The 13,289-nt window shown below is 66.2% G+C and carries 9 protein-coding genes and 2 pseudogenes; 10 read left to right on the forward strand and 1 reads right to left on the reverse strand.

Features of this window, described 5'->3' with window-relative positions:
• Positions 1-27 precede the first annotated feature (27 nt).
• Complete coding sequence (locus ACZLZQ_RS01200) at positions 28-1,122, forward strand: aromatic ring-hydroxylating oxygenase subunit alpha (protein WP_472947726.1); 1,095 nt, start codon at positions 28-30, stop codon at positions 1,120-1,122.
• Positions 1,123-1,180: 58 nt separating this feature from the next.
• Here ACZLZQ_RS01200 and ACZLZQ_RS01205 read toward each other — a convergent pair whose 3' ends face one another.
• On the reverse strand, positions 1,181-1,837 hold the full coding sequence (locus ACZLZQ_RS01205; protein ID WP_472947728.1) for a cupin domain-containing protein: 657 nt from the start codon (positions 1,835-1,837) through the stop codon (positions 1,181-1,183).
• A gap of 247 nt (positions 1,838-2,084) precedes the next feature.
• Between ACZLZQ_RS01205 and ACZLZQ_RS01210 the strand changes: the two genes are divergently transcribed.
• From ACZLZQ_RS01210 to ACZLZQ_RS01250, 9 genes and pseudogenes are all read left to right on the forward strand, one after another.
• The gene (locus ACZLZQ_RS01210) at positions 2,085-2,633 is read left to right on the forward strand and encodes a formaldehyde-activating enzyme (RefSeq protein WP_472936585.1); all 549 of its coding nucleotides are present in this window, start codon (positions 2,085-2,087) and stop codon (positions 2,631-2,633) included.
• A 163-nt stretch (positions 2,634-2,796) separates the two neighbouring features.
• Positions 2,797-4,035, forward strand: a complete 1,239-nt coding sequence (locus ACZLZQ_RS01215) for a DUF3095 domain-containing protein (protein ID WP_472947729.1) — start codon at positions 2,797-2,799, stop codon at positions 4,033-4,035.
• Between the two features lie 64 nt (positions 4,036-4,099).
• On the forward strand, positions 4,100-4,894 hold the full coding sequence (gene modA, locus ACZLZQ_RS01220; RefSeq protein WP_472947730.1) for a molybdate ABC transporter substrate-binding protein: 795 nt from the start codon (positions 4,100-4,102) through the stop codon (positions 4,892-4,894).
• 80 nt (positions 4,895-4,974) lie between these two features.
• Positions 4,975-5,670 (forward strand): molybdate ABC transporter permease subunit, encoded by a 696-nt coding sequence (gene modB / locus ACZLZQ_RS01225; protein WP_472947731.1) that lies wholly within the window; start codon positions 4,975-4,977, stop codon positions 5,668-5,670.
• The gene (modC, locus tag ACZLZQ_RS01230) at positions 5,670-6,770 is read left to right on the forward strand and encodes a molybdenum ABC transporter ATP-binding protein (protein ID WP_472947732.1); all 1,101 of its coding nucleotides are present in this window, start codon (positions 5,670-5,672) and stop codon (positions 6,768-6,770) included. Before modB ends, modC begins: the two co-directional genes overlap by 1 nt.
• 188 nt (positions 6,771-6,958) lie before the next feature.
• Positions 6,959-8,338, forward strand: a pseudogene (locus ACZLZQ_RS01235) (family 16 glycosylhydrolase); the annotation flags it as partial.
• Positions 8,339-9,253: 915 nt separating this feature from the next.
• Positions 9,254-9,637 (forward strand): annotated as a pseudogene (locus tag ACZLZQ_RS01240) (hypothetical protein); the annotation flags it as partial.
• Positions 9,638-9,886: 249 nt separating this feature from the next.
• Positions 9,887-11,641: a type I secretion system permease/ATPase gene (locus ACZLZQ_RS01245; RefSeq protein WP_472947734.1), complete on the forward strand. Its 1,755-nt coding sequence runs from the start codon at positions 9,887-9,889 to the stop codon at positions 11,639-11,641.
• Positions 11,613-12,980: an HlyD family type I secretion periplasmic adaptor subunit gene (locus tag ACZLZQ_RS01250; protein WP_472947736.1), complete on the forward strand. Its 1,368-nt coding sequence runs from the start codon at positions 11,613-11,615 to the stop codon at positions 12,978-12,980. The genes ACZLZQ_RS01245 and ACZLZQ_RS01250 overlap by 29 nt, the downstream gene beginning before the upstream one ends.
• The last annotated feature ends 309 nt before the right edge of the window (positions 12,981-13,289 follow it).

A 13,289-nucleotide genomic window follows, 5' to 3' on the forward strand; every position in this document is an offset into this window, starting at 1 on the left:
GCTGCACCGACCGGGCTGGAGACCGCCGTGACCTTTGCCGACCTAAATCCGCAGTTCACGTCTTCCGCCCTCACCTGGACGCTGCCGGCCAAAGCCTATTCCAGCGCCGACATCTTCGCCGACGAGCGCGCCAAGATCTTCACCCGCAACTGGATGCTGTTCTCCTGGTCGGAGAAGGTGCCGAACCCCGGCCACTACGTCCGCGGGACGGTCGCGGGCTATTCGGTCTTTGCGATGCGCGGGGATGACGGCGTGCTGCGCGCCTTCCACAATGTCTGCCGTCACCGTGGCGCGGAACTGGTCGGCGCAGAGAGCGGCCATTGCGGCAAGCTCGTCGTCTGCCCCTATCATTCCTGGGGTTTCGACCGCGCGGGCCTTCTGAAGCGCGCCCGCGATTTCGGCGGCGACCACCATTTCGACCCCATCGAATGGGGGCTCTATCCCGTCGACTGCGCGGAATGGCGTGGGCTCGTCTTCCTGCGCATCGCGCGCGGCGGTGAGTCGCTGTTGGAATGGCTCGGCCCGATCGACGCGATGGCGGCGGACTATCCGCTGGAACAGCAGCACTATTTCATGTCGAAGGACCGCGACGTCGCCGTCGACTGGAAGACCTACGGCGACAACTACCTCGAATGCTACCACTGCCAGACCATGCATCCGGGCCTCTGCGCCTCGATGGACATCGAGCAGTACAAGGTCGACGTCCACTACCCCGACAAGTTCTTCCATCTGCATGCGCCGGCGCGCGACGGTGGACTGACCCGCGGCCTCTATTTCTATCGCTTTCCCGTCCTGATGCTGAACCTCTACGACTGGGGCTCGTCGATCGCCACCGTCGAGCCGCTCGGGCCCGGCCGCATCCGCCACATCAACTGGTACTTCTTCACCGACGTCTCGCCCGAGAAGGCCGAAGCCAACCGACAGTCGGCGGAATGGTCAGCGCAGATCGTCTCGGAAGACATCGACATCATTCTCGGCGTCCAGCGCAACCTCAATGCGGGCGTCTACACCCGCGGTCCGGTCTCGCCGAAATACGAACATGGCGTGCTCGCCTTCCAGAACATGGTGCGCGATGCGCTCAAAGATCCGGAGCCGACCGCGCAGCAGGTGGCGGCGGAGTAGCCCGAGCGAAGCGGATCGCCGAAGCGCCCCCCTCTCCGCCTTCCGAAGAACGATGTCCTCAATAGCTCGGCGGGGTGATCGCCCAGACCAGCTTCAATTCGGTGCTGCCGGGGTTGCGGTAGCGGTGCGGACGGGTGCTGGCAAAGGCGAAGCTGTCGCCGGTGGCGAGGTGGTAGCGGGTGTCCTCGACCCAGAGCTCCATTTCGCCCGACAGCACCAGCCCGGCCTCTTCGCCGGCATGGCTATAGGCTTCGGGCCCTGCCCCGGCGCCCGGCTGCAGCGTGCAGAACAAGAGCTCCAGCGCGCCGTCGAGGGTCGGCACCAAGAGTTCGTCGGTGATGCCAAGGCTCGTCATCTCCATCTTGCGCCGGCGCGAGGCCCGCACCACCACGCTGGTCTCGCCATCCTCCTCCCCGGCACCCGCCTCTGCGCGAAAGAACCAGCCGATGGTGACACCAAGCGTCCCGGCGATCTGCTGCAACTGGCGGATCGTCGGCGTCGAGAGGCCTCGCTCGACCTGCGAGAGGTGGCCGACGGACATCCCGCTGCTGCCGGAGACGGCCGACAGCGTCAGCCCCAGCGCCTTGCGCCGCTCGCGGATCAACGGGCCGAGCACATCCACCGGGTCGGCCGACGCCGCAGCGCTCTCGCCGGCACGCGCGGCAATCGCGGGCGCGGGCGCCGGCCGGGACAGATCGCTTGTGTCATCGTTCACGGCTGATCCTCGCATCGGCGTCGCGGTCCCGGCGACAGGGAACTGCTGGCGCTGAATTTCACGCGAGTGAATACACCGCGTCCGAGAGGGCCGACAAGTCGCTGCCGCTGGCGCGGTGCAACCGGCCCGCAGCCTGCCGGATCGTTCGAAAACGTCGGAAATCGACGGAGCCACGGCGGCGGAAGGCTAGGCCCTGCCGCCGGGAAGGCCTAACGCTGGTTCGTCAGTTTCATGAAAAGGGAATGCCATGAGCGAGCGTATCGGAATGCGGACAGGAGAAGCCCTCGTCGCCGGCGGCCCGCCCGGGACGGCGGCCGAGCCGGAGATCGTCATCGGCGAGCTCGATGGTCCGGTCGGCACCGCCATCGCGACGCTGACCGGCGACCAGGTCGCTGGACACACCCGCGTCTTCGCGCTCCTCAACACCGACATCATGGTCCGCCCGGTCACGCTCTGCGTCTCGAAAGTGACCGTCACCAGCCTGAAATACACCAACATCCTGATGGGCACGGTGCAGTTTGCGATCGCCAACGGCGTGCTCGACGCTGTGCGCGCGGGCTTCATCCCGAAGGAGAAGGCGAACGAGCTCGGCATCATCTGCTCGGTCTGGCTCGCGCCAAGCGTCGTCGACGACGACGCGCTCGACCACAAGATCCTGTTCGACCTGCACCGTCGCGGCACCACCGAGGCGATCCGCAAGGCGATGGCGAACGAGCCCTCGATCGACTGGCTGCTGGAGAACCAGGACAAGATCATGCACCGCTACCACCAGATGGGCCTCGACGGTAAGATCTGAGCCCCGCCGGCCGCCGACCTTTGCGCGGTGGCCGCAACGCACCTCCGGCAGCCGGCGCCGGGGTGCATGCGGGCGCCTGCAACAGCGGCGGCGTGATGGCGGCATCGTGACCGCACCATCCGGCGCGGTCGGCGTTGATGATGGGATGAGAGGGAGGTGCCAGGTGACGAAGGCCTTCAGCCAAGGCGCTCTGAACGGCGAAGATTTCTATGCCGGGCTGCCGCTGCTCAGCAGTTTTGCCGCCCTCGCCGACCCCGCCTCCTACCATGCCGTCCCGCCCGGCTGGGTCGTCGGCCTCGCCGATATCGTCCAGTCGACCGAGGCGATCGCTGAAGGGCGCTACAAGGAGGTCAACACCGCGGCCGCCGCCGTCATCGCCGCCGTGTCGAACGCGCTTCCCGGGCGGCGGATCCCCTTCGTCTTCGGCGGCGACGGCGCGAGCTTCGCCCTTGGCCCCGAGGACGCCGAGACCGGCCGCGTGGCGCTGGCGCGCACGGCGCGCTGGATCGGCGACAATTTCGGCATGACGATGCGCGTGGCCATGGTCCCCGTCGAGGACATCCGGGCCGCCGGCCACGACCTCAAGGTCGCCCGTTTCCAGGTATCGCCGGATGTGGCCTATGCGATGTTCGCCGGCGGCGGGCTCGCTTTCGCCGAGGCGCGAATGAAGGCGGGCGACTACGGGGTGATGGCCACCACCAACGGCGCCGGGCCGAACTTCGACGGCCTCTCCTGCCGCTTTGCCGAGATTCCCTCGCAGCACGGCACGATCCTCTCGGTCATCGCCATGCCGACGCCGGCCGGGCGCGATGCGTTCCAGGCGGTCATCGGCGACGTGCTCGCGCTGGCCTTTGACGAGGTCCACGAAGGCCGGCCGATCCCGCCGGGCGGCCCGCGCCTCGCCTGGACGCTGAAGGGTTTCGCGCTCGAGACACGGACGGCCGCCGCCGGCACAGGAAGGAGCCTTGGGGTCTCGGCGGTTCGCGTTGCGGCCAGGCAGCTCTTCTCCTACCTCATGCTGGCCGCCGGCCGGCCGATCGGCGGCTTCGACCCCGACCGCTATCGCCAGCAGATGGCCGGCAATTCCGACTTCCGCAAATTCGACGACGGCCTGCGGATGACGCTCGACTGCACGCCTGCCACCGCTGAACGGATCGAGGCGGTGCTGCGCGTGGCCGAACGGGACGGCACTGTGGATGTCGGCCTGCACCGGCAATCCTCTTCGATGATGACCTGCTTCGTGCCCTCGCCCACCAGCAGCGACCATATCCACTTCGTCGACGGCGCGGCCGGCGGCTATGCGATGGCGGCGCAGGCGCTGAAGGAAACAGCGCGGGTGCGCCGCGGCCAGCCCACGGCGCCCTCGGCCAGGGTACCTAGCGCTATATCCCACAAGATATAGCGCTTTCCCCGCGCTGGATTTCGCTTTATCGAAAGGGTCCGCGCTCCAGCCTCGAAGGGAAACCATGCCGAACCGCCGCCACTTTCTCCGCCGCCTTGCCGCCCTCGCGCTGACGGTAGGCCTGGCGCTCTCCGGTCCCCGGCCCGTTCTGGCGGAGGAGCCAGGCCCGGTGGTGTTTGCGGCGGCAAGCCTCAAGAATGCGCTCGACGCAGTGAACGCCGCCTGGCGCCAGGAAGCCGGCAAGTCCGCCGTCATCTCCTATGCCGCAAGCTCGGCGCTGGCCAAGCAGATCGAGGCAGGCGCGCCGGCCGACGTGTTTCTTTCGGCCGATCTCGACTGGATGGATCATCTTGCGGAGAAGGGTCTGATCAAGACCGGAACCCGCCGGGAGCTCCTCGGCAATTCCATCGTGCTCATCGCACCGAAAGGCAGCGCCGCCCGGACGGAGATCGTTCAGGGCTTTGCGCTAAAGAACCTCCTCTCCGGCGGCAAGCTGGCCATGGCCGCCGTCGCGTCGGTCCCGGCCGGCCGCTACGGCAAGGCGTCGCTCGAAAACCTCGGCGTCTGGGACAGCGTCAAGGCCGACGTCGCGGAGGCCGAGAACGTCCGTGCCGCGCTGCTCCTGGTCTCGCGCGGCGAGGCGCCGCTCGGCATCGTCTACGCCACGGATGCCGCAGCCGATGCCGGCGTCGAGGTGGTCGGGACCTTCCCGGCGGCCTCGCATCCGCCGATCGTCTATCCCGTCGCCGAAACCGCCGAGGGCCGCCATCCCGATGCCGCCGCCTTCGTCGCCTACCTCGGCAGCCCGCGCGCAAAAGCGCTGTTCGAACGAGAGGGCTTTACCGTCCTCGCCAAGTAGGCCCAATACGCGCAGGCGTCCGACCGGGCGCCGGTCGCAGACAGGCGGGGACCGTTCCCCGACCTCAGCCGGAAACGCGCATGGATTGGCTCGCCCTCAGCCCGGAAGAGTGGACGGCAGTGCGCCTCAGCCTGCGCGTCGCGGTGGTCGCGACGCTCGCCAGCCTGCCTTTTGGCCTCGCCGTCGCTTACCTCCTTGCCCGCGGCAGGTTCTGGGGCAAGGCACTGTTGAACGGGCTCGTCCACCTGCCGCTGGTGTTACCGCCGGTGGTGACGGGCTATCTGCTGCTGCTGAGTTTCGGGCGCCGCGGGTTTTTCGGCGCGGCGCTGGCGGAGGTTGGCATCGTCTTCTCCTTCCGCTGGACCGGTGCGGTGCTCGCCTGTGCGGTGATGAGCTTTCCGCTGCTGGTGCGGGCGATCCGGCTGTCGATCGAGGCGGTGGACCGCCGGCTGGAGGACGCCGCCGGCACGCTCGGTGCGAGCCCCGCCTTCGTCTTCGCGACCGTCACTCTGCCCTTGATCCTGCCCGGCATTCTCGCGGGCATGATCCTGTGCTTTGCCAAGGCGATGGGCGAGTTCGGCGCCACCATCACCTTCGTCTCGGCCATCCCCGGCGAGACCGAGACCTTGCCCGCGGCGATCTATGCGTTCACGCAGGTGCCCGGCGGCGATGCCGGCGCCCTTCGGCTCACGCTGGTTTCCGTTGCCCTGTCGATGACGGCCCTGATGCTGTCGGAACTCCTTGCCCAGCGCGTCGGCCGGCGGGGTGAGCCGTGATGGCGATCTCGCTCGACCTTTGCCACCGGCTCGGTGCGTTCACCCTCGACGCCCGTTTTTCCAGCGCCAGCCGGCTCACCGCTCTGTTCGGTCAGTCCGGATCCGGCAAGACCTCGCTGGTCAACCTCGTCGGCGGTCTGACGCGGCCGGATGCCGGCCGGATCACCGTCGACGAGCGCGTGCTGGTCGACACGGAGAAGCGGATCTTCGTGCCCCCGCACCGGCGGCGGGTCGGCTACGTCTTCCAGGATGCGCGGCTCTTTCCGCATCTCAGCGTCCGGCGCAATCTCGTCTACGGGCGCTGGTTCACCCCGGCAGGTGAGCGCTACCAGTCCTTCGACGATGTCGTCGACCTTTTGGGGCTGGCCGGTCTCCTTCACCGCGCGCCATCGAACCTCTCGGGCGGCGAGCGCCAACGCGTGGCGATCGGCCGGGCGCTTCTGGCAAGCCCGCGGCTGCTGCTGATGGACGAGCCGCTGGCGGCGCTCGACGAGGCCCGCAAGGCAGAAATTCTGCCCTATATCGAACGGCTGCGCGACGGGCTGGCGATTCCGATCCTCTATGTCACCCATTCCGTTTCCGAAGTGCTGCGGCTCGCCGCTGATCTGGTGGTGCTGAAGGAGGGACGCGTCGTTGAACAGGGCGATCCCGCCGAGATCGCCCGTCGCCTCGACCTCGCCCCCGCGGTCGCCGATCTGGAGCCGGGCAGCGTCGTCGAGACGAGGGTGGCGGGCCATGATGATGCCTATGGACTGACGGCGCTGGCGCTCGGGGCGGGAATGCTGCAGGTTCCGCGAATGGCGGCGGCAACAGGCACGCTCGTCCGCCTGCGCATCCGCGCCCGCGACGTGATGATCGCCTTGGCGCCCCCGACCGGGCTCAGCGCCCTCAACGTCCTCGGCGTCACCGTCGTCGCCATCGACAACGATGGGCAGACGCATGCCGACATCCAACTCGAGGGCGCCGGCAGCACGCTCGCCGCCCGCATCACGCGCCGCTCCGTCGCCGAACTCGGCCTGCGCCCGGGCATGCAGGTGTTCGCGCTGGTGAAATCGGTGTCGTTCGAGCGTGGTGGCGGGTCGACACGCGGCGCCGAATAGCGGAGGCCGCGGCGTGGGTCGGCTGTTCGAAATGCGGCTTGCGGCTTCGTCGGCGGGAAGCGTGGTTAAGCCCGGCTGAAGACAATCATTAAACGCCTACTCACCTTCTTATCCCGCTGTTTAGATAGGTTTTTTCGTCTTTCTTATGGTGTTTCCCCTAGTCTGGCGCAAACCAGGGGATCAGCCGCATGCCATACACCGTCAACGCTTCGGGTCAGTTCATCTACACCAGCGCCAACGCCGTCAAAGCGTTCTACGCGACGGCGACGACCGTCACCCTCATGGGCACCAGCGCGGCGGAAGCTCTCTGGGGAAAGGCCGGCGTGTCGATGACGCTGTCCGGGGGCTTCGGCGACGACACGTATTATGTCTACTCCAATTCGAACAAGGTGTCCGAGCAGGCAGGCGGCGGGATCGACTCCGTCACGACCTGGATGAACTACGTCCTCCCCGACAACGTCGAAAACCTCTATGTCAGCGGCAACGATCTCTATGCTTTCGGCAATACGCTGGCCAATATCGTCCAGGGCGGCACCGGTAGCCAGACCATCGACGGGAAGGGCGGCAACGACATCCTGACCGGCGGAGCGGGCAGCGATATCTTCGTGGTCTCCAAGGGCAATGGCAGTGATCTCATCACCGACTTTGCAGCCGGCGCCGGCGGCGATGTCGTCCGCCTCACCAATTACGGGGTGACGAGCTTTTCCTCACTGCAGACCAAGATGAAGCAGGTGGCCGGCAATGTCGTCGTCGATCTCGGCGGAAACGAGAAGCTGGTCCTCAACAACGTCTCTGCCGACAAGCTGACGGCAGCAAACTTCCAACTGTCCCAAGACACCAGCGGCATGAGGCAGGTCTTCTCCGACAACTTCAATTCACTGTCCTTGTTCAACGGAACGTCGGGCACCTGGAAGACCACCTATTACTGGGGGGATCGAACCCTTGCCGGCAATGCCGAGAAGCAGATCTACACGGACCCGACCTACAAGAACCTCGGCCTCAGCCCCTTCACGACGGGCGACGGAACGCTGACGATCACCGCGGACAGGCTGACGGCCGCCGAGAAGACGGCGCTCGGGGCTTTCGACTTCTCGTCGGGCCTGATCACGTCCGAGCGCTCGTTCTCCATGCAATACGGCTACTTCGAGATGCGCGCTGACCTGCCGGAGGGCAGCGGTCTCTGGCCCGCCTTCTGGATGCTGCCCATCGACGGTGACTGGCCGCCCGAGCTGGATGTCATGGAGGCGCTCGGCGGCGATCCGAATGTCGTGCACGCCACCGTGCATACCAAGGAGGCCGGCAGCCATACGTCGTCGCATGCCGCTGTCGCCATGGGCGATCTCGGCACGGGCTACCACACCTACGGTGTCGACTGGCAGGCCGACACCATCACCTGGTACGTCGATGGCGTCGAGGTCTACAGCGCGGCCACCCCGTCCGACATGCACAAGCCGATGTACATGCTGGCCAATCTGGCGGTCGGCGGCTGGGCCGGCACGGCCTCCGCCAGCCTCACCTCCGCCGAGATGAAGATCGACTATATCAAGGCCTACCAGACCGCCTCCGATCATGTGGCGGTCGGGGTTCCGAAAAGCTGGGCACCGATCAACGCGGCAACCGCCTTTTCGTCGATCGATGCGAGTGGCGCGAAAGTCGCCTACGACTGGTCGACCACGATGAAACCGACCGACCTGAAGCTGACGCTGTCCGGCGACTGGGCGCGGTACGCCATCGGCAACGATCTCAACAACTACATCGCGGGATCGAACGCCCAGTATAACGAGCTCGACGGCGGCAAGGGCAACGACGTCCTCAAAGGGAATGGCGGCACCGACGTCTTCATCGTCCGTAACGGCGGCGGCAATGACCGCATCCTCGACTTCAGCAACACCGCGGGAAACACCGACAAGATCCAGCTGATGGGCTTCCACTTCACCCATTTCTCCGACGTCCTGCCCTTCCTGACGCAGGTCGGAAGCGGGGTGATGCTTCGCCTCGACGCCGACCAAGCGGTGATGTTCGACAACACGACCATCGCGCAGCTCTCGCCCGAGCAGTTCATCTTCCTGGACTCGGTAGCCGCCCCTGTCGACACCCAGTTGGCATCGCCAGTGGCGAGCCCTGCCACGGTCTCCCCGACGCCGGTGGCGGAAGTGATCGCTCCCGTTGCAGCCCCGGTTACCGCTCCCGCCGCCGCACCTGCCGTGGTACCGGTCGTGGCCCCGGTAGAAACGCCTGCCGTGCGGGACGTCCATGCGACGGACGCCACGAAGATGGACGTCGCCCTCGGCTCGGCCGGCGTCGACCGCATCATTTTCTCCGGCACCAAGGCCATCGTCCTGCCCTCGAATGTCGAGGACATCATGGTCAGCTCTTCCTCGGCGAAGATCACCGGCAATGCGCTGGCGAACCACATCACGCTGGGCGGCGGCTACAACGAGGTCGACGGCCGCGCCGGCAACGACGTGATCATCGGCGGCAACAACGGCAACTATCTTCGCGGTGGCGACGGCGACGACGTCATTCGGGGCGGCAGTTCGGTCGACCTTCTGAACGGCGGGGCGGGCAACGATACCTTCGTCTTCGCCAAGGGTGACCTTTCCAAGAAGGGCGGCAGCGTCGACCAGATCGGCGATTTCACCGGTGCCGGTGAGACAGGCGGCGACACGCTGCGGTTCGACGGTTTCGGCGCGGGCTCTACCCTGAAGTTCGCCGGTTACCACCAGCTCTACTCCGGCGGGAAGATGACCGGTGTCGACCAGACCTGGCAGTATTACGACGTGCTGGACGGCGGGACATATGCCGGCACCATCTTCGTGCATGGTTCGGCGAACCAGCTGACGCAGCGCGACTACGTCTTCTCCTGAAAATGACGTCTTCGGCTGAGCGGGCCGAACGACAAAGCATACCACGATTTCGTCAGAGGACCTTCCAAGGCGCTCTGGCGGAATCGTGCCGGTTCGCGGCTTTCACCTTGCAGTTCACCACAAGGGTTGCGACCCTTTAGCGCGCTACGATGAGCGGACGTTCGACGGCTGAATAGTTCACTGAAACTCAAGACTTAGAACTTAGTACTCACTGCAGCTTTATGCCAGAACTGCAGCGAAAGCATCAGCATGCCGGACACCCGCGCTTCCCGGGCCAATGACCTCGCCCGCGCCATCAAGGTGTTCCGGCCGGCTTTGGTGCCGACGATCGTCTTCAGCGTCATCATCAACCTTCTGGCCTTCGTCTCCCCGCTCTACATGCTGCAGGTCTACGACCGGGTGCTGTCCTCCCGCAGTATTCCCTCGCTGTTGACCATCACGGCCATCGCCGTCTTCCTGCTGCTGCTGCTCGGCGTGTTCGAGTTTGTCCGGGCGCGGGTGCTGGCACGAACCGGTGTCCAGTTCGACGAGGTGATCTCGCAGCCGCTGTTCAGGATCGTCGCCACCGGCGGGCAGCAGCTGCCGCTGGGGGCCCGTATCCAGATCCTGCGCGACGCCGACCAGGTCCGCGACTTCGTCACGGGCAGCGGCTTGGTCATGCTGATGGATGCGCCCTGGGCGCCCCTGTTCATCCTTCTCTGCTGGGTCCTCCATCCCCTCCTGGGTCTCACCACCCTCATCGGTGCGGTCTGCGTCTTCGGGTTTGCCGTCCTCAACGACCGGCTGACCCGCCGGGGCCAGAACCGCGCCTCGAGCCAGGCCTCGAACGCCCATCAATTCGCGGTCTCGGCGCTCGAGAGTCCCGAGACCATTCGCAGCCTTGGCATGATACCGGCCATGATGGGACGCTGGCGCGACGTCCGCGAGGACAGCCTCATCCGCCAGGTCGGCATCGGCGACGTCGCCTCGGCGGTCGTGTCGACCTCCAAGGTCTTCCGCCTGGTCCTGCAGACGGCCATCATGGGCGTCGGCGCCTGGCTGGTCATCGAGGGAAAGATTTCCGGCGGTTCGATCTTCGCCGCCTCGATGCTGATGGGGCGCGCGCTCGGCCCGGTGGAGCAGGTCGTCGCCAACTGGAAGCCGCTCCTCGAAGCCCGCGCGGCCTATGCCCGCCTGAACCAACTCTTCGCCGAGAACGAAGCCCCCAGCATTTCGATGGGCTTGCCCTCGCCGCGCGGACACCTGACGGTGGAGAACGTCTCGGTCGTCAACCGGGAGACCGGGCAGACGCTGCTGCGGAACATCTCCTTCGGCGCCGAGCCCGGCACCGTCCTCGCGGTGGCCGGCCATTCCGGCGCGGGCAAATCGACGCTCCTGCGCGCCCTTGTCGGAGCCGTGCTGCCGGACGACGGCCATGTGCGCATGGACGGCTTCTCGCTGCGGCACTGGGATCCGGACCGGCTGGGCGCCCATGTCGGCTACCTCCCGCAGGAAATCACGCTCTATGCCGGCACCGTCGCCGAGAACATCGCCCGGATGGGTCACCCGGACAGCGGCAAGGTTCTGGCGGCAGCCGAGGGCGCGGGCCTGCACCAGCTGATCCAGCGGCTGCCGACCGGCTATGACACGCGGATCGGCCCCGGCGGGCTGCCGCTGTCGGGCGGCTTCCGGCAGCGCATCGCGCTGGCCCGCGCGCTCTACGGCGATCCTTGCCTCCTGATCCTCGACGAGCCGACGGCCCATCTCGACACCGAAGGCGAGCAGTCGGTCATCAAGGTCATGCAGGCCTGCCGCGCCCGCGGCGCGACCGTCGTGTTCTCCAGCCACACCAACCGGCTGATCGCGGTTGCCGACCGCGCCTTGCTGCTGCGCGACGGCCAGATCCAGTCTCTCGGCAATGTCGAGTTCCACAAGGGCGACACGACCGTGCGTCCGCCCATGGCCGTGCCCACCTCCAATCCGCAGGACATGCTTCATGCTGCCGTTCGTGCCGTCGCGCTCTAACACGCCGTCCACCGGCATCTCCTCCCTCAACCGGAGTGCGCGCGGCCTGACGCTGCTGGGCTATGCCACGCTGATTTTCGGCTTCGGCACGTTCGCCTCTTGGGCAGCGTTTGCCGAAATCTCCAGCGCCGTGATCGCCCGGGGAACCGTCGGCGTGGAATCGACGCGCAAGCCCATCGAGCATCAGACCGGCGGGACCGTGGCGACGCTCGCGGTTGCCGATGGCGACACGGTGTCGAAGGGCCAGCTGCTGCTGAGCCTCGACGCGTCCGTCGCCAACGCCAATCTGCGCATGCTCACCGCACGCCTCATCAAAAGCTCGATCCGCGTCGAACGATTGAAGGCGGAGGCGGCGCACAATGACGACTTCAGCATGAGCACCGAAGCTCTCTTCGAGGCGCTCGAGCAGGATGTGAACCCCGAGGATTCGAAGGATAACGTCTACGCCGTCCTGGCAGCCGAGAAAGAGATCTTCCGGACCCGCCTCGCCCTTCGCCGCCAGCAGATCAAGCAGCTCGATGTCCAGGAAAAGCAGTATCTGGCGCATCAGGCCATGGCCAAGCAGCGCTATGACGCCCTGAAGGACCAGATCGACCGCACCAGTGCCCAGATCGAGAAGAACCGCGGCTTGGTGGCCAAGGGCGCCATGTCGAAAGCCACGCTGATCGACCGGATGGGGGCGCTGACGCAGCTGCAGAACGGCCTTTCGGCGGTGGAGATCGAAACCGCCGATGCCGAGAGCTCGCTCGGAAACATCACCTTGCAGCGCCTGAAGATGCGCCAAACGGTTGAGGACGATTCCAGCCGCGACCTTTCCGACGTCATGAACGAGATGGAGTCCCTGCGGCCACAGCTGCAGGCCGCCCGCGCCGCACTCGCCCAGCTCGACATCCGCGCGACGCAAGGCGGCGTCGTCCAGGACCTGAAGGTCCATTCGGTCGGCGCGGTGGTTCCGCCCGGCGTCCCCATCATGGAGATCGTGCCGACCACCGACAGCCTGACCATCGCCATGGCCTTGCCGGTCAATCTCGCCGACCAGGTACGCCCCGGCATGGAGGCGACACTGCGCTTCTCGAACCTCCAGGCGTCGCGCACGCTGCAGATGACCGGCACGATCCTGCGCATCTCCCCGGACGCCGTCCGCGACGAGAACGGGCGCCGGACGATCGTCAACGGCGAGGTCAGCCTCGATCTCGCCACCGCGCCGCCCGAGCTCGTGCGCCGCCTGCGGCCCGGCATCGAGGCCGAAATCATCGTCCCCACCGCCCAACGCTCCGTCGCCTCCTACCTCCTCTCGCCGCTGACCGACGCGATGGCGCATTCGATGCGGGAGAAATAAAAGCACGAAATCTAAACCGTAAGGCTCGAAACGCGCGACGGGCGTCGAGTGGACGCAGCCTGACGAAAACCGTCTGAAGACAAAAAGATAGCCAACGTCCCCAACGGCTGCGATCGATATTTTTGCTCGGCGAAAATGTCCGCCGGAAAGCCCAATCCTCTGCGTAAAAATGAGATGAGCAGCTGAAGGTCGGCAACTTTATTGTGGCCGATAGCAACATTCTGTTGCTTTCCCGCTGCTGGAAAAGGGCTTGAACCTGCCAAGATTGCAGTGCACAAGAAGCTGGAAATGAGGGCCTAATTGGCGCCA

This window comes from Mesocryomonas lacus, from assembly GCF_055730105.2.

Bases quoted from the DNA above. Each gene is read 5' to 3' on its own strand.
- ACZLZQ_RS01210 (WP_472936585.1), top strand. From the start codon at position 2,085: ATGAGCGAGCGTATCGGAATGCGGACAGGAGAAGCCCTCGTCGCCGGC.
- modA (WP_472947730.1), top strand. From the start codon at position 4,100: ATGCCGAACCGCCGCCACTTTCTCCGCCGCCTTGCCGCCCTCGCGCTG.
- modB (WP_472947731.1), top strand. From the start codon at position 4,975: ATGGATTGGCTCGCCCTCAGCCCGGAAGAGTGGACGGCAGTGCGCCTC.
- modC (WP_472947732.1), top strand. From the start codon at position 5,670: ATGGCGATCTCGCTCGACCTTTGCCACCGGCTCGGTGCGTTCACCCTC.
- ACZLZQ_RS01245 (WP_472947734.1), top strand. From the start codon at position 9,887: ATGCCGGACACCCGCGCTTCCCGGGCCAATGACCTCGCCCGCGCCATC.
- ACZLZQ_RS01250 (WP_472947736.1), top strand. From the start codon at position 11,613: ATGCTGCCGTTCGTGCCGTCGCGCTCTAACACGCCGTCCACCGGCATC.